Genomic DNA, 15,627 nt, shown 5'->3' on the forward strand with positions numbered 1-15,627 from the left:
GCCAAGCGCGCAAGTTCAAGTAGAATCCTGGGTTTATATCGTTCTACTTTATCGGGCACCCGTCACAATGCTGACCTTCCAGCAAATCATCCTCACCCTGCAGAACTACTGGAATAGCCAGGGTTGCGCCCTGCTCCAACCCTATGACACGGAAGTGGGTGCCGGCACCAGCCATACCGCCACTTTCCTGCGCGCGCTGGGGCCGGAACCCTGGAATGCGGCGTATGTGCAGCCTAGCCGTCGTCCCAAGGATGGCCGCTACGGCGAGAACCCCAACCGCCTGTTCCAGCATCACCAGTTCCAGGTGGTGCTCAAGCCTTCGCCCGACAATATCCAGGATCTCTATCTGGGTTCGCTGCGTGAGCTGGGCCTGGACCCCACGGTCCACGACATCCGCTTCGTGGAAGACGACTGGGAGAACCCCACCCTGGGCGCCTGGGGCTTGGGTTGGGAAGTCTGGCTCAATGGCATGGAAGTGACCCAGTTCACCTATTTCCAGCAGGTGGGCGGCCTCGATTGCAAGCCGGTGCTCGGTGAGATCACCTATGGCCTGGAACGCTTGGCCATGTATCTGCAGGATATCGAGAACGTCTACGACCTGGTCTGGACTCATCTGCCTGACGGCACGCCAGTGACCTACGGCAATGTGTTCTACCAGAACGAAGTCGAGCAATCGCAGTATGCGTTCGAGCATTCCAATGTGGAATTGCTGTTCCGCCAGTTCAATGACTATGAACAGGAAGCCAAGCGCCTCCTGGAAGCCAGCCTGCCCCTGCCAGCCTATGAAATGATACTCAAGGCCGGCCACAGCTTTAACCTGCTGGATGCGCGTGGCGCTATCTCGGTGACCGAGCGGGCTGCCTATATCGGCCGTATCCGCAACCTGTCGCGCGGTGTGGCGCAGGCCTATTACGATGCCCGTGAAGCATTGGGCTTCCCCATGCTGAAAAAGGACTGAGGTCTCGCCATGAAGACTGCTGCTGCCTTGCTACTGACCCTGGGTCTTGCCGCATGTGGCGGCAGCTATATGGATACCGAGAACGCCGAGCCGCCAGTGCCGGTGCCTGGCGAGAAGGAAGGCGACTGGCGGCTCTACGGCGAACAGCCTGATCACGAAATCAGGGTTTCCTGGGAATCCATAGGCCATGACGACAGCTTTGGCTCGGACGAGTATGTCTATGCCTGGGTACGTCGGGCCTACAAGAAAGACCAGGAAAACAAGGAAGGCGATACCTTCCGTACCGAGTACACCCGCTTTGCGCTGGACTGCGCCAAGTCGGAGATGGCCGGGATAGCCGTGGAATACCGCGACAAGGACGACGACGAGGTCAGCCGCAAAGACCTGGCGGGCTTCCAGTGGGAGTTCGATCCGGTCACCAAGGCGGCCTATATGCAGGATTTCCTGCTGCAGGTCTGCAAGATCGCCCGCGAGAAAAAAGCGGGCGCCAAGGAATAAGCCATTCAATCCGGGTAGGCGTGCCGCGCAGTAGCGCCACCTACCCCAACCCCGTGCTGGAATAGAAGTGCCATGAGCTCAACCCTGCTGATTGAACTGTTCACCGAAGAACTGCCACCCAAGGCCCTGCCCCGTCTGGCAGCTTCGTTCGCCGAGACCATCGCCTCTGAGCTGAAGAAGCTGGGCTTTGTGGCGGCGGACGCCCAGGCCGTTGAATACGCCAGCCCACGTAGGCTGGCCGTGAGCCTGCCGGGCGTGCTGGCCGTGCAGCCTGACCGCATGGTGGAGAAAAAAGGCCCGGCCGTGGCGGCCGGCTATAAGGATGGTCAGCCCAGCCCGGCTCTGCTGGGCTTTGCCCGCTCGGTGGGGCTGGCAGCCGATCAGCTCGGCCAGTTGGTGCAGGGTTCAGACGGCAAGCAGGATGTGTATATCTACCGTGCCGAGAAGCAGGGCGAGCCGCTGGCCGCCCATCTTTCGACCATTGTGGCTGATGCGCTGAAGAAGCTGCCCGCGCCCAAGCTGATGCGCTGGGGTAGCCGTGAGAGCCAGTTCATCCGGCCGGTGCATGGCCTGGTGATGCTGCATGGCGACCAGGTGGTGGCTGGCGAAGTGCTGGGCTTTGCCGCCGACCGCGTCACCGGTGGTCATCGCTTCCTGTCGCAGGGGGCAGTCACGATAGCCAATGCCGACAGCTATGCCGACACCTTGCGCCAGCAAGGGCGGGTGGTGGCCAGTTTCAGCGAACGCCGTGCCGCCATTGTGGCCGCGCTCAACAGCAAGGCCGCCGCCCACGGTGCGCGGATTGCCGGAGGCGACGCGCTGATCGACGAGGTGACTGCACTGGTGGAGTGGCCGGTGGTGCTGGAGGGCAGCTTTGAGGAGGATTTCCTCAAGGTGCCGCAGGAGTGTCTGATCCTCACCATGCAGCAGAACCAGAAGTACTTTCCCCTGCTGGACGCCAGCGGCAAGCTGACGCACCGCTACCTGATCGTCTCCAATCTGGAGACCGCCGACCCGCGCTTTATCGTCAACGGCAATGCCCGCGTACTGCGGGCGCGCCTGTCGGATGCCAAGTTCTTCTACGAGCAGGATCAGAAGCACCGCCTGGACAGCCGGGTGGCCCGTCTGGCCGAGGTGGTCTACCACAACAAGATAGGCAGCCAGCTGGAGCGTGTGGCGCGGCTGGAAGCCGTGGCCGCCGCCATTGCCGGCGAGCTGGGCGCCGATCAGGCCCTGGCTGGGCGTGCCGCCTACTTGGCCAAGGCCGACCTGCTGACCGATATGGTGGGCGAGTTCCCCGAGCTGCAAGGCATCATGGGCACCTACTATGCCCGCCTTGATGGCGAGGACGCTGCCGTCGCCGCCGCCGTCGAGGGCCATTACCACCCCCGTTTTGCTGGAGACAGCCTGCCCGAGGGCGCCATTGCACAAGCGGTGTCGCTGGCCGACAAGCTGGAAACCCTCGTGGGTATCTGGGGCATAGGCCTGATTCCTACTGGTGACAAAGACCCGTTTGCCCTGCGCCGTGCGGCGCTGGGCGTGCTGCGCATGCTGGTGGAAGCCAAGCTGCCGCTGGACCTGAAGCAATTGCTGGCACAGACCGCTGCAGCCTTCCCGGCTGGGGTGGTGGCGGCCGATACGGTAGAAGGTGTGTTCGGCTTTATGCTGGAGCGCCTGAAGAACCTGCTGGCGGCGGATTTCCCGGCGGCAGATATCGAGGCCGTGCTGGCCGACAAGCCCAGCCGGTTTGACGAGCTGGCCCTGCGCCTGGCGGCCGTGGCCGAGTTCAAGGCATTGCCTGAGGCAGCAGCCCTGGCAGCAGCCAACAAGCGCATACGCAACATACTCAAGAAGAACCTGAGCGAAGGCCAGGCGCTGCCGGCCATTGCGGCCGAGCTGCTGACCGATGCGGCCGAACGCGATCTGCACGGCGCCTTGGTGGCCTTGCAGGCGCCGGTGGCTGCCGCCCTGGCTGCGCACGACTACACGGCCGCGCTGAAGCAGCTGGCGGGCCTGCGTGCCCCGGTGGATGCCTTCTTCGACAGCGTGATGGTCATGGCCGAGGACCTGGCGGTACGGCACAACCGGCTGGCGCTGCTGGCGGCACTGAGCAGCCTGATGAACCAGGTGGCTGATATCTCCCTGCTGGCGGAGTAAAGGCAGTATGACGGATACCTTGCGCGACTACGAACGCGCTGGCGTGGCCAACAACTTTGGCTTGCTGCGGCTGTTGGCGGCCATGCTGGTGCTGTTGTCGCATGCCTGGCCACTGTCGGGCAATCCGGCGGAATACCTGTCGGTCACCGTGGGCCTGTCGTTCGGCACCGTTGCCGTGAACGTGTTTTTTGCGGTCAGCGGCTTTCTGGTCTGTGGCAGTTATCTGCGCAACCCGAAACTGGGAGGCTTTCTCTGGCGGCGGGGGCTGCGCCTCTTCCCCGGCCTGATGGTGGCCGCCCTGGTGGCGCCGGCCATTGCCTTCATCAGTTCGGGCCTGGACGCCAGCGCCTATTTTGCCTCGATCGATTTTGTCCGCTTTGTCAGCCACAACGCCTCCTTGTTGGGTGGCGTGCAATACAGCCTGCATGATGCCTTCGCGGGCAACCCGGCCCCCCGTGCGATCAATGGCTCGCTCTGGACGCTGCCGTATGAATGTACCTTCTACCTGGCGTGCGCCAGCCTGGGCTGGCTGGCTGGGTGTGCTGGGCAACCGGGTTGCCTTCAATCTGGGGTTCGCGGCTGTCATTGTCCTGTTTGCGGCGGGCAACCCCAGCGCAGATGCACAGCTGCCGGGCTTGTTGCTGTCCTTTTTGCTGGGCGCGTTTTTCCAGGTCAATGCCGAGCAGATACGCATGAAGGGCCTGCTGGCCTTGCTGACCCTGCTGGTGTTCTATCTGGTGTTCCGCCAGGTGCTGCCCATGGTGTGCTACTACTTCGCCCTGACCTATGGCGTGCTGTGGCTGGCCTATTGCGCACCGGTGCCGCTACCGGGCTGGTTTGACCGGCAGGACTACTCCTACGGTGTCTACCTGTATGCCTTCCCCATGCAGCAGCTGGCTGCCTGGTGGCTGGCACCACAGGGTGGGCTGAGCGTGGTCAACCTGGTCTGGCTGCCCCTGATAGGCACCCTGGTGCTGGCCTGCCTGTCCTGGAACCTGGTGGAGAAGCCGGCCCAGCGCTTCAAGAACCAGCACTGGCAGGGTTGGTTGAAACGTGGCTGGCTGGCTGGGAAACCAACCCTGAGCCCGGGGAAATAAACGCTTGGGCGTATAGTGCAGGACATACCTGGGTCTGAACGATAGGCTAGTCGTCATCTGGAATGAAAGCGTGCTGATACCATGAAGCTGGTGATACTGGACCGGGATGGCGTAATCAACCATGACCGCGATGATTTCGTGAAGTCGGCAGCGGAGTGGGTGCCCATCGATGGCAGCCTGGAAGCGATTGCCCTGCTGAACCATGCCGGCTGGCGGGTGGTGATCGCCTCAAACCAGAGCGGCATAGGCCGGGGTTTTTTCGGTGCAGCCGAGCTCAATGCCATGCATGGCAAGCTGCATCGCCTGCTGGCCAGCGTGGGTGGGCGGGTTGATGCCATTTTCTTCTGCCCCCACACTGCCGACATGCAATGCGAATGCCGCAAGCCCAAGCCAGGCATGTATCGTGATATTGCCCAGCGCTTTGATGTGCGGTTGGAAGATACCCCGGTGATAGGCGACAGCCTGCGTGATCTGGAAGCAGCCGAGGCTGTTGGGGCCGAACCCATACTGGTGCGTACTGGCAAGGGTGAACGTACCCTGGCTGCTGGTGGCCTGCCCGAACATACCCGTGTCTGCTACGACCTGATGGATGCGGCGCTCTACCTGATAGGCAAGGAAGAAGACTGATGGTGTGGTTGCGTTCTTCGCTGTTCATGACGGGCTGGGCGCTGAACACCGTGCTCTGCGCCATTGGTTGCATGCTGGTCCTGCCCCTGCCCTACAAGGTGCGCTACGGTGTCATCAGCTATTGGTGCTGGTTCGCCGTGAAGTGGCTGGAACTGACCTGCGGCCTGCGTGGCCGGGTGATAGGCCGCGAGAACCTGCCGCGCGAAGCGGCGGTGGTGATGAGCAAGCACCAGTCGGCATTCGAAACCATGTTCCTGCAGCGCCTCGTGCCCCTGACCGCCTGGGTGGTCAAGCGGGAACTGCTGTGGATACCTTTTTTTGGCTGGGGCCTGTGGAGCTTGCGGCCCATTGCCATAGACCGCGCCAATAGTGGCGTGGCCAGCCGCCAGTTGATCGAGCAGGGCACCCAGCGGCTTAAGGATGGCGCCTGGATAGTCATCTTCCCAGAAGGCAGCCGCATAGCTGCCGGCAAGCGGGGGCGCTACAAGCAGGGCGGCGCCCGCCTGGCCTGTGCCCTGGGTGCACCGGTGGTGCCGGTGGCGGTTAATTCCGGCGAATTCTGGCCGCGCAACAGCTTTCTCAAGTATCCGGGCGAGACCACCGTGTCCATCGGCCCGCCCATCCCCACCGTGGGCAAAAGTGCGGACGAGGTCAGGCGTGAGGTGGAGAGCTGGATCGAGACCGAGATGGTGCGCATCAGCGGCGTGGGCCCCTGCTGGCCGGCCAATAAGCAGCCGCAGGATGTCCATGGCACGATCACTGCCTGAAACCCGCCATATCTACGCCCTGCAGGGGCGGGATGTGCCGGTGTGGCTGGAGCGCTCCGCCCGCCGCAGCGTGGGCTTGCAGATCCGGCAGGAGGGCTTGCGGGTCATCCTGCCGCAGCGTTTTCCCCTGCAAGAGCTGGATGCCATCCTGCGCCAGAAGGCTGGCTGGATACTGGGCAAGCTTGATGCACTGGCCGAGCGGCCAGCGGCTACCCCTTTGCAGGCCGGTAGCCCGCTGGAGTGGCTGGGTGAACCGCGCAGTTTGAGCCTGGGACATAAACGCGCCGCCGTCACGGCTGATGCGCTGCAACTGGTGGCTGAGACCACGGCCGACATCCCGCTGGCGTTGCAGAAGCTGATGCGGCGCGAGGCGCGGGTATTCCTGGCCGAGCGGCTTGATAGCTGGGCGGCACGCTTGGGACTCCGATATGGCGAGTTCAAGCTGTCCAGCGCTGGCACCCGCTGGGGCAGTTGTACCTCGCAAGGCACCATCAGGCTGAACTGGCGCCTGATGCAGGCGCCCTTGCCGGTGATCGACTATGTGGTGATACATGAGCTGTGCCACTTGGTAGAGCTGAACCACTCCCACCGCTTCTGGGCGCTGGTGGCGACCGCCTGCCCGGACTGGAAGCACAAGCGCGATTGGCTCAAGCGCGAGGGTGCCCGCTACTTTGCCTGGTAACAGCGGCGTTTTGCCGCAGCCTGCGAGGGCTTGGGCTGTACGTTTTAGAATCCCGCCATGCCCCATACCGCCCTGCTAGCCATCCTGCGCCGCATCGTCCTGCTGCGAGGCCTGACCCTCTGCGCCTACGCCAGCGCCATGCTGCTGGCTGTGTTGCTGTTCCGCTGGCAACTGCCCTTGCTGTCGCTGGGCTTCATCTGTCTGCTGCTGCTGGCCTATAACGGCTTCAGCCTGTGGCGCCTGCGCCTGGCGCAGGGCGGCGTGGCGGTCAGCGAGGGTGAGATAGGCCGGCAGCTGGCCATGGATATCTGTGGCCACAGCCTATGGCTGTTCTTTTTAGGCGGAGCCACCAACCCTTTCACTGCCTGGTTTCTGCTGCCGCTCACCATTGCCGCCGCCAGCCTGCCTGGCCGGCTGGTATGGCCGCTGACGGCGCTGACCATCGCCTGCTACAGCCTGCTGCTGCTGTGGTACCAACCCTTGCCCTTGAATGAATCCGATCTGGCGCAGGCCTTCTTCCTGCACACCACCGGCATGTGGGTGGCTTTTGTGGCCGCAGCCCTGATCGTGGCCGGGTTGGTAGCCCGCATAGGGCAGCAGCTGCGTGCCAACGAGCAAGCACTGGCCGCAGCCCGCGAGGCGGCCTTGCGCCAGCAACAGGTGCTGGGCCTGGCCATACAGGCCGCGGGCGCAGCGCATAGGCTGGGAACCCCGCTGGCCACCCTGACGTTACTGACCGATGAATTGCTGGCAGAACAGGCCGGCCAGGGGCAGCTGGCCGATGATCTGCGTCTGATGCAGCGCCAGCTGCAGGCCTGCCGCAGCGAGCTGCAGCGGCTGCGGGCAGAGGCCGATGCCAGTGCACCCCAGCCGGCTGATAGCGCTGTGGCGATGTTGCTGGAGGACTGGCAGGTGGTCAGGCCGAAGGCCAGGCTGGACTACCAGTTGCTGGGGCTAGGCGAGCCACCCAGGCTGATGCTGGATTTCGCCCTCAGGCAGGCGCTGCTCAACCTGCTGGACAATGCTGCCGATGCCAGCCCGGACTGGCAGGGCGTGATGTTGGACTGGTCGGCCCATGGTGTGCAGCTGGATATTGCCGATGCTGGACCAGGTTTTGACGGCAAGCCGGTCGGCGATACGGTCGCCGGCTTGGGCATGGGCCTGGCGCTGGCCATATCGGCACTGGAGCGGGTGGGCGCCAGGCTGGACTGGCTGGCCAGGCCGCAAGGGGGCACCTGCGTACGGGTGGTGTTTCCGCTGGAGGGGCGATGAGCGACATCCTGATCGTGGACGATGATGCAGCCCTGGCCGGTGTGCTGGCCAGGGCCTTCAGCCGTCGTGGCTGGGCCTGCCGCCAGGCCCATGATGCGACCACGGCGTTGGCGCTGGCGCAGCAGCGGGCACCCCGGCAGGCGCTGGTGGATCTCAAGCTGGGCGAAGACAGCGGCCTGCGGCTGGTACCCGCCCTGCTGGCACTGGCGCCCGACTGCCGTATCGTGATGTTGACCGGCTATGCCAGCATTGCCACTGCCATCGAGGCCATCAAGCTGGGGGCCGTGCATTACCTGGCCAAGCCGGCCACGGTGGACGAGATCATCAGCGCGTTTGATCGGCTGCAGGGAGATAGCGAGGCCGAGGTGGGGGCGCAGCCGCTGAGCATGGACAGGCTGGAATGGGAGCATATCCAAAAGGTGTTGGCCGAGCAGGGGGGCAATATCAGTGCCACCGCCCGGGTGCTGAACATGCACAGGCGCACTTTGCAACGCAAACTGGGCAAACGGCCCAGCCCCAATCCCCCCGTGCGGCAAGGCTGATCGGCCAGTTGCCGCATGATTAGGGTAGACACCCACACCAGCGGCCGCAGCCTCCGTTAGAATAGCCCGCTGTGTCCAACCCACCGTGATTAGCCATGCCCGAATACTCTGTGCTCGACCAGGTGATGACCGCTGTCCGCCATGCGGCGGCCAGCGAGGTCATGCCGCGCTTTCTGCGCCTGGGCCAGGGCACGCGCAAGGATGACGGTACGCTGTTTACCGAGGCGGATATCGCCACCCAAAGGGCGCTGGAGGCTACACTGCCCCGCATCGTTGCCTGCCCGGTATTGGGTGAGGAGATGAGCGTGGCCGAGCAGGAGGCCTTGTGGGAGGCCAACGATCAGCTTTGGGTGATAGATCCCATAGACGGCACCACCAATTTCTTCCACGGTCTGCCCTACTTTGCCATCTCGGTGGCCCTGATGCAGGGGGGCCGTACCGTGCTTGGGGTGATCTACAACCCGGTGGCCGATGAGATGTTCACGGCGGAGCTGGGCAAGGGGTCGTACCTGAACGGCCAGCGCCTGCCGCTGAAACAACATACCCCGCTGATGACCGAGGCCATTGCCGGGGTCGAGGTAAAGTGGCTCAGCGGCAAGCTGCCGCAACGGCTGGCCACCCTGCCGCCTTATGGCAGCCAGCGCAACTTCGGCGCCTCTACGCTGGACTGGTGCTATATCGCAGCAGGCCGCCTCGATGTCTATGTGCATGGCGGCCAGCGCCTGTGGGATTACGCCGCAGGCTGCTTGATGCTGACCGAGGCCGGAGGGCAGATGACCAGCCTGTATCACGACGACTACTGGGACGACGATGTCTGGCAGCGCTCGGTTGTGGCCGCACTGAATCCGGGCCTGTTTGCCCAGTGGATGAAATGGGTCAAGTACAATCTGTAGGCTTTCGTCCTCAGGCAGCGTGGACTCCATCAAGGGAGAGCCTGCTGGTTCAGGCTGAATGGACGCCCCAGCGCCAGTGTTCCCCTGGTGCCTGCTCAGGCATCACACCCATCGATATCTTTGGCCCATGAAAGGCTCGACAACGAGCGTCAGCGAGGCTCCCGCGCGGCGGCGCGGGCGGGGGGTGTGGATTCAATCAAGGGTAGAGCCCGTTGGTTCAGGCAGCGCTGACGTCCAGCGCCAGGGTTGCCCTGGCGCCTGCTCAACCCGTCATCACCCATCCCAGACTGGAGTCCATAGCAGGCGCTGCAGCTCATTCAGAATGTTTGGCCCATGAAAGGCTCGACAACGAGCGTCAGCGAGGCTCCCGCGCGGCGGCGCGGGCGGGGGGTGTGGATTCAATCAAGGGTAGAGCCCGTTGGTTCAGGCAGCGCTGACGTCCAGCGCCAGGGTTGCCCTGGCGCCTGCTCCTCACGTCATCACCCATCCCAGACTGGAGTCCATAGCAGGCGCTGCAGCTCATTCAGAATGATAACGAGCGTCAGCGAGGCTCCCGCGCGGCGGCGCGGGCGGGGAGTGTGGATTCAATCAAGGGTAGAGCCCGTTGGTTCAGGCAGCGCTGACGTCCAGCGCCAGGGTTGCCCTGGCGCCTGCTCCTCACGTCATCACTCATCCACGACCTGAGTCCATAACAGGCTCTACTGCTGCAACATGGCCTCGGCATCTGCGTTGCCCATGTAGCGGCTGAAGATGGCCTTGAGCGTGCCGTCCCTGCGCATCTCGTTGATGGTTTGCTGGAACAGCTTGTAGGTGGCCGGATCCAGTTTGCTGCGTGACAGTATCAGTCCGTGTTCCACCTTGGCCTGCTCGCCAAACCAAGGCAGCCGCACCATGGGCTGGCGGGTGGGATAGCGCTTGGCCATGCCCAGGGTGACCAGCGATAGGGCTGGGAACGCGGCAATACGGTTGGCTTCCAGCTGATCGAACAGGCTGCCGGTATCCGCCAGCTCATCTACCCGCCCACGTTGCCGTAGTTGTTCGATAAAGGGTTCCCACGCCTCGCCATGCTTGTAGCTCTTGACCACGCCCAGCCGCAGGTCGGGGTTGGCAAGGAATTCCTCGGGCTTGATCTGTGCCAGCCGCCGGGTGGTGACCAGCTCATTGCGTACCCAGAAGTACGGCACGAACTCGGCAAACTGGCGCCGCTCCGGCGTCGGTATGCCCGAGACGCTCATGTCCAGCGTGCCGGCGGCCAGCATGGTCCAGATACGTACCCGTGATTCGAAGCGCGGCATGAACCGACAGCCGGTGCGCTGGGCCAGGGTATCCACCACATCGCGATCCAGCCCCTGTCCGGTGGCCGGATCGTAGAGTATGCCCAGGTCGTAATAGGCCACCTGTATGGGACGGGCACAAGGGGCGGACGCCTGGGACGGGCCTGCCAGCAGGGTCAGCACCAACCACCATACGGACCACGGCATGATGCGTTTCATTATGTCTGCCCCAGGTGTCGCCAGCGGCTGCTTGGTACTTACATGATGGTACATTTTTGCCACGTATTTCCACCTATCGAGCGATTGCTCTAGATTTTCATTCTGCGCTTGGCTAAGTTGTCCGTACCGCCAAAACAAATAGGCGGATCAACAACATACGGAGACAACATCGATGACACGCTACGCTGCATGGTTGGTGGCGTTGGGGCTGCTTGCCGCCCCGGCTGCTCCCGCCTTGGCCGCTTCCAGCGGCTATACCCAGACGCAATACCCCATTATGCTGGTGCATGGCCTGTTCGGTTTTGACCAGGCGCTGGGGGTGGATTACTTCTACCGCATCCCGGCCGAGCTGCAAAAGGACGGTGCCAAGGTGTTTGTGGCCCAGGTATCGGCCACTAACAGCACCGAGAAGCGTGGTGAGCAGCTGCTCAGCCAGGTCAAGCAGGTGCTGGCCATCACAGGTGCCCGCAAGGTGAACCTGATAGGCCATAGCCACGGCGGCCCGACCATACGCTATGTGGCTGGCGTGGCACCGCAGCTGGTGGCGTCGGTAACGTCGGTCGGTGGTGTCAACAAGGGGTCGCGTATTGCCGATATCGTCCGTGGCGCCGTTCCTCCGGGCTCGGTGTCGGAGAGCCTGGCGGCTTCTGCCGCCAAGGGCCTGGCGGGCCTGATCTCGGTGGTATCGGGCGGCAGCCACCTGCCGCAGGACCCGATCGCTGCCATGGAATCGCTAACCACGGCCAAGACAGCCGACTTCAATGCCCGCTTCCCGGCTGGTGTGCCCACCACAGCCTGTGGCGAAGGCGCCTATGTGGTCAATGGTGTGCGCTACTACTCCTGGAGCGGCGCCAGCACGGTGACCAATATCTTTGATGTGTCCGATGGCGCATTGGCCTTGACCGGGCTGGCCTATGGCAGCCCCAACGATGGCCTGGTGGGTACTTGCTCCAGTCGCCTGGGCCAGGTGCTGCGCGACAACTACAAGATGAACCATGTCGACGAGATCAACCACTTCTTCGGCATCGTCCATCTGTTCGAGACCAACCCGGTCACGTTGTATCGGCAGCAGGCCAACCGGCTCAAGAATGCGGGTCTGTGAGCCTGGCCATGGCTGGGTGCTGACGGACTGAACAGGCGCCAGGGTATGCCTGGCGCCTTCCCGAGCCTGCAGGCGCTCCGCTGTGCTGGTCCGCCCTTGCCGCTGCGCTGGGGCTACGCTGAACGGCCGTTTTCAACGCGTTACCTTCATAGCAGGTACTTAACTGCTCACGCCCTTACTTGGGAGTGGGCTGCTTGGTTCCTTCTTGCCCTGCCTGCATGAGGGGGTGGGTAGTACACTAGCCCGGTCTTTTAACCATGCAGCTCGATACCTTGAAATCCCCTTACTTTATTGCCAGCGCCGCGCTGCTGCTAGCCGCTGGCCTGTTTGCCGCCAATACAGACGCACCTACCCTGCCGACGGCGACCCCGGTGGCATCCGGCGAGATGCCGGCTTCCTTGCAGGGCACAGTCAGCGATGGCCAGTTGCAGACCGCAGCCGATGCGTTGGTGTTGGATGCCAGCCTGATCGAGCTGTTTGACTACCACCTGGCCACGGTGGGCGAGCGTACACTGGAGCAGGTGCTGGCCACGCTGGAGGCCGAGCTCGACAAGCGCTTGCCGCCCAAGGCGGCCGCAGAGGCCAAGCGCTTGCTGCATCGCTATGTGGCATTCAAGCGCGAGCTGGTTGCGCTGGAGCAGCAGACTGAACTGGCCGGCGCCAGCCTGGAGTCTGCCCAGGCGCGTATCAAGGCGGTACGCGCCTTGCGTGCCAAGTATTTCAGCCCGGCCGAGCTGACCGCCTTGTTTGGCTGGCAGGATACCTATGACGATGACGCCCTGGCCCGACAGGCCATATTGCGGGACAGCAGCCTCAAGCCCTTACAGAAGCAGCAGCGGTTGGCCGAGCTGGATCAGCGCCTGCCACCCGAGATATTGGCCCAACGGCAAGTGCCGGTGCAGCACCTGACGTTGGCCGAGCAGGTCAGCCGCGCGCGGGCGCAGGGTGCCGATGATGCGGCGGTTTACCAGTTACGTACCGCCAGCGTGGGCGAACAGGCTGCCCAGCGTCTGGCCGAGGTGGATCGCGAGGAGTCTGCCTGGCAGCAACGGATACAGGCCTATCTGGTGGAGTTGGCCCGTATCAAAGCGGATATGGCGTTGGACGAGGCTGGGCGCAGCAGCGCCATCAGCCAGTTGCGCAGCGCCCGTTTTAGTGCAGACGAGCAATTGCGCCTGAGGGCCTACGAGGACTAGGGCTACCCTGTTCTCCCCCTTCGGTTGCCGAAGGCAGGATTGAGCCGCACTTGTCCACACGATGTAGCTGGCCGCTTGGGTGCAGATACGCCGGTGGATAGGCCACGCCATGCAGAAGGGCGACCCTCGGGTCGCCCTTGTTGCTTGCTTGGAGTCTGTTTGGCACGCACGCTGCATCAGGCTGATTTGACGCTTAGCGCCAGGGTTTCCCTGGCGCCTGCACAGCCTTACATCTCCAATCAATGTTTCAATCCATAACAGGCTCTTAGAAACGGTAGGCCGCGCTGGCAAACCAGCGGCGACCCGGCATGGGATAGAGGTTGTAGTTGCTGGCCGTCGTGCTCTTGATGCCGTAGGTGGCGTAGCGCTTGTCGGCCAGGTTCTGGCCGCTCAGGGCCAGTTGTAGATCGCCCAACTGATGGCTGAGCTTGAGGTTGACCGTGCCGTAGCCGGCCAGCTTGGCGCCGGTGTTGTCCTGGTCGTTGTCCAGCCGGCTATCGCCCACGCCATGCAGGCTGGCGCTCAGGCGGGTTGCTTCGCTGAAGGCCCAGCCGACCAGCAGGTTGCCCTGCAGCTTGGGTACCAACGGCACCTGCTTGCCAGCCACATTGTGGCCTGCGTAGATACCACTGCGGAACTCGGCATCCTGCCAGGCCAGGTTGGCGCCCAGGCTGAGGTTGCCGGCCTGGTAGGACCAGTCGGCTTCCAGGCCACGGCGCTGGGTAGGTTGCAGATTGATGTTGGCGCCGAAGCCATTCACATGCGGCTGGAAGGCGATCTCATCATTCAGGCGCAGATTGAACAGCGACACACGCAACTTGCCCAGCGGCAGGCGGGCATCCAGCCCAGCCTCCAGGTCGCGCGAGGTCTGGGTGCGCAGATCGCTGCTATAGGCCAGCTCATCGGCATTGGGCAGGCGATAGCTCTTGCCCAGGCGGGCATACAGCGACAGCTCGGGCGAGAGCACATGGCGCAGGCCCAGTTGCAATGCCAGCGGTGAGGACTTGCGATCCGAGGTCAGTTGGCCACTGCTGTGCAGGGTCTGCTCGGCCCGCTCGGTACGTGCACCCAGCGTGATGCGGGTGCCGACGGCCATGGCATAGCCGCCATCCAGCCAGAAAGCGCGGGTCTTCTGCACGCTGGTCGAGGTGCCGCTGCTGTTGTAGAAGGGGCTGCTATAGCTGTTGCTGCCATTGGCCAGGCTGCGGCTGATGTCCACGCCGCCGGCCAGGTCCAGTGCACCAAAATCATAGGCGGCACGAGGCGAGAAGCGGTTTTCGCGGATTTCGTTGCGGGCCCGCGAGATACCGTCATAGGCATCCTCGAAGTAGCTGTCCTGATCCTTCTCGCGCCGGCTCAGATCCACCACCCAGCGTGCCTGGCCCAGCTTGCCCTCGCCGTGGAGGGTGTAGCGGGTGTTGTCGATGTCGCCATGGTCGGCCAGATTGCTGCTGCCCCAGGGATCGGTCACAAACTCATCGCTGCCGGTGGCGGGATTGACCGCACGGGGGCCGGCGAAACGGTTTTCATGTTCGTCGCGGGCCAGGCCCAGTGATAGCCGGGTGTCACCCGCCTGCCAGCCCAGTGTGGCAGAGCCGGCGTTGGTCTTATGGGCGCTATTGCGGCGAAAGCCATCGCTTTCCTGATGGTAGCCATCGAGCCGCAGCTTGAGTTGGGTGCCAAAGCCGGCGCCGGCAAACAGTTCCCGTGACTGGTGGCTGCCTGCGCGGAGCGAGACATTGCCACCGGGCCCCTGGCGCGTGATCAGGTTGATGACGCCACCGGTGCTGCCGCCGCCCCAGGCGACGGCGCCGCCACGGACGATCTCGATGCGCTCCAGCCGGTCCAGCGCCATGCCGGACAATTTGGGCGAGGACAGATCGTTGTCATTGAGCTTGATGCCATCGAGCAGGATCAGGGTGTTGCTGGCGGCGGTGATGCCAAAGCCGCGCAGGTCGATGGAGCCATTGTCGGTGCCATCGCTGTTTCGCACGGTGATGCCGACCACGCCTTCAAGCAGCGCTATCAGATTGCTGGCCGCGCTGCGCTCGATTTCCTCGCGCGAGATGACCGAGATGTTCACGGGTTGGTCGGCCGCCGCAGCGGGCAAGCGGGTGGCGGTTACCACCAGGGTTTGGGTTTGTTCCGTCGCAAAGGCAGACGTAGCCAGACCGGCCAGCATCATGGCGGCCGAGAGAGAGGTAAGACGAGAGTACATCAGGGAGTCGCTCCACTGCGCCTGCCCACCGCAGGCGATCAATTCAAGCGGAGGCGCGACGGAGTACAGCAGGCCAGGGGGCCAGGCGGCGTCGCGGGAGAGACGCCCGCCGCGACCTCCGCACC

At 63.5% G+C, this 15,627-nt stretch carries 14 protein-coding genes and 1 pseudogene; 13 read left to right on the forward strand and 2 right to left on the reverse strand.

Features of this window, described 5'->3' with window-relative positions; genetic code table 11:
* The first annotated feature begins 67 nt into the window (after positions 1-67).
* The 11 genes and pseudogenes from glyQ (at position 68) to QQK16_RS07165 (ending at position 9,493) form a co-directional block, all read left to right on the forward strand.
* A complete protein-coding gene (glyQ, locus tag QQK16_RS07120) occupies positions 68-958 on the forward strand; it encodes a glycine--tRNA ligase subunit alpha (RefSeq protein ID WP_284195732.1) in 891 nt (296 codons plus the stop codon).
* Positions 959-967: 9 nt separating this feature from the next.
* Entirely contained in the window at positions 968-1,456 is a 489-nt protein-coding gene (locus QQK16_RS07125; protein WP_284195733.1) for a hypothetical protein, read from the forward strand.
* A gap of 72 nt (positions 1,457-1,528) precedes the next feature.
* A complete protein-coding gene (gene glyS / locus QQK16_RS07130) occupies positions 1,529-3,613 on the forward strand; it encodes a glycine--tRNA ligase subunit beta (protein ID WP_284195734.1) in 2,085 nt (694 codons plus the stop codon).
* Positions 3,614-3,695: 82 nt separating this feature from the next.
* Positions 3,696-4,073 (forward strand): annotated as a pseudogene (locus tag QQK16_RS21300) (acyltransferase family protein); the annotation flags it as partial.
* A 28-nt stretch (positions 4,074-4,101) separates the two neighbouring features.
* Positions 4,102-4,710 carry a hypothetical protein gene (locus QQK16_RS07135; RefSeq protein ID WP_284195735.1) on the forward strand — a complete coding sequence of 203 codons (609 nt, stop codon included), beginning with the start codon at positions 4,102-4,104 and terminating at the stop codon, positions 4,708-4,710.
* 81 nt (positions 4,711-4,791) lie between these two features.
* Entirely contained in the window at positions 4,792-5,337 is a 546-nt protein-coding gene (gene gmhB / locus QQK16_RS07140; protein WP_284195736.1) for a D-glycero-beta-D-manno-heptose 1,7-bisphosphate 7-phosphatase, read from the forward strand.
* Entirely contained in the window at positions 5,337-6,104 is a 768-nt protein-coding gene (locus QQK16_RS07145; protein ID WP_284195737.1) for a lysophospholipid acyltransferase family protein, read from the forward strand. The genes gmhB and QQK16_RS07145 overlap by 1 nt, the downstream gene beginning before the upstream one ends.
* Positions 6,085-6,786, forward strand: a complete 702-nt coding sequence (locus QQK16_RS07150; protein WP_284195738.1) for a M48 family metallopeptidase — start codon at positions 6,085-6,087, stop codon at positions 6,784-6,786. The genes QQK16_RS07145 and QQK16_RS07150 overlap by 20 nt, the downstream gene beginning before the upstream one ends.
* A gap of 57 nt (positions 6,787-6,843) precedes the next feature.
* The gene (locus QQK16_RS07155) at positions 6,844-8,058 is read left to right on the forward strand and encodes an ATP-binding protein (protein WP_284195739.1); all 1,215 of its coding nucleotides are present in this window, start codon (positions 6,844-6,846) and stop codon (positions 8,056-8,058) included.
* On the forward strand, positions 8,055-8,600 hold the full coding sequence (locus QQK16_RS07160) for a response regulator transcription factor (RefSeq protein WP_284195740.1): 546 nt from the start codon (positions 8,055-8,057) through the stop codon (positions 8,598-8,600). Before QQK16_RS07155 ends, QQK16_RS07160 begins: the two co-directional genes overlap by 4 nt.
* 95 nt (positions 8,601-8,695) lie before the next feature.
* Entirely contained in the window at positions 8,696-9,493 is a 798-nt protein-coding gene (locus QQK16_RS07165; RefSeq protein WP_284195741.1) for an inositol monophosphatase family protein, read from the forward strand.
* Between the two features lie 698 nt (positions 9,494-10,191).
* Here the strand turns inward: QQK16_RS07165 and QQK16_RS07170 are convergent.
* Positions 10,192-10,974, reverse strand: coding sequence for a substrate-binding periplasmic protein (locus QQK16_RS07170; protein WP_284195742.1), 783 nt, complete (start codon positions 10,972-10,974; stop codon positions 10,192-10,194).
* A gap of 184 nt (positions 10,975-11,158) precedes the next feature.
* On the opposite strand from QQK16_RS07170, the gene QQK16_RS07175 reads away from it, so the two are divergent.
* The gene (locus QQK16_RS07175) at positions 11,159-12,088 is read left to right on the forward strand and encodes an esterase/lipase family protein (protein WP_284195743.1); all 930 of its coding nucleotides are present in this window, start codon (positions 11,159-11,161) and stop codon (positions 12,086-12,088) included.
* 257 nt (positions 12,089-12,345) lie between these two features.
* Positions 12,346-13,284: a lipase secretion chaperone gene (locus QQK16_RS07180; protein ID WP_284195744.1), complete on the forward strand. Its 939-nt coding sequence runs from the start codon at positions 12,346-12,348 to the stop codon at positions 13,282-13,284.
* 265 nt (positions 13,285-13,549) lie between these two features.
* Here the strand turns inward: QQK16_RS07180 and QQK16_RS07185 are convergent, their stop codons facing one another.
* Positions 13,550-15,502, reverse strand: coding sequence for a TonB-dependent receptor (locus QQK16_RS07185; RefSeq protein ID WP_284195745.1), 1,953 nt, complete (start codon positions 15,500-15,502; stop codon positions 13,550-13,552).
* Positions 15,503-15,627: the final 125 nt, after the last annotated feature.

This window comes from Chitinimonas prasina (genome assembly GCF_030160395.1).
Classification (GTDB): Bacteria; Pseudomonadota; Gammaproteobacteria; order Burkholderiales; family Chitinimonadaceae; genus Chitinimonas; species Chitinimonas prasina.

What these genes read in the sequence shown, in the direction of transcription:
- glyQ (WP_284195732.1), top strand. Translation starts at nt 68, where the DNA reads ATGCTGACCTTCCAGCAAATCATCCTCACCCTGCAGAACTACTGGAAT.
- QQK16_RS07125 (WP_284195733.1), top strand. Translation starts at nt 968, where the DNA reads ATGAAGACTGCTGCTGCCTTGCTACTGACCCTGGGTCTTGCCGCATGT.
- glyS (WP_284195734.1), top strand. Translation starts at nt 1,529, where the DNA reads ATGAGCTCAACCCTGCTGATTGAACTGTTCACCGAAGAACTGCCACCC.
- QQK16_RS07135 (WP_284195735.1), top strand. Translation starts at nt 4,102, where the DNA reads ATGAATGTACCTTCTACCTGGCGTGCGCCAGCCTGGGCTGGCTGGCTG.
- gmhB (WP_284195736.1), top strand. Translation starts at nt 4,792, where the DNA reads ATGAAGCTGGTGATACTGGACCGGGATGGCGTAATCAACCATGACCGC.
- QQK16_RS07145 (WP_284195737.1), top strand. Translation starts at nt 5,337, where the DNA reads ATGGTGTGGTTGCGTTCTTCGCTGTTCATGACGGGCTGGGCGCTGAAC.
- QQK16_RS07150 (WP_284195738.1), top strand. Translation starts at nt 6,085, where the DNA reads ATGGCACGATCACTGCCTGAAACCCGCCATATCTACGCCCTGCAGGGG.
- QQK16_RS07155 (WP_284195739.1), top strand. Translation starts at nt 6,844, where the DNA reads ATGCCCCATACCGCCCTGCTAGCCATCCTGCGCCGCATCGTCCTGCTG.
- QQK16_RS07160 (WP_284195740.1), top strand. Translation starts at nt 8,055, where the DNA reads ATGAGCGACATCCTGATCGTGGACGATGATGCAGCCCTGGCCGGTGTG.
- QQK16_RS07165 (WP_284195741.1), top strand. Translation starts at nt 8,696, where the DNA reads ATGCCCGAATACTCTGTGCTCGACCAGGTGATGACCGCTGTCCGCCAT.
- QQK16_RS07170 (WP_284195742.1), bottom strand. Translation starts at nt 10,974, where the DNA reads ATGCCGTGGTCCGTATGGTGGTTGGTGCTGACCCTGCTGGCAGGCCCG.
- QQK16_RS07175 (WP_284195743.1), top strand. Translation starts at nt 11,159, where the DNA reads ATGACACGCTACGCTGCATGGTTGGTGGCGTTGGGGCTGCTTGCCGCC.
- QQK16_RS07180 (WP_284195744.1), top strand. Translation starts at nt 12,346, where the DNA reads ATGCAGCTCGATACCTTGAAATCCCCTTACTTTATTGCCAGCGCCGCG.
- QQK16_RS07185 (WP_284195745.1), bottom strand. Translation starts at nt 15,502, where the DNA reads ATGTACTCTCGTCTTACCTCTCTCTCGGCCGCCATGATGCTGGCCGGT.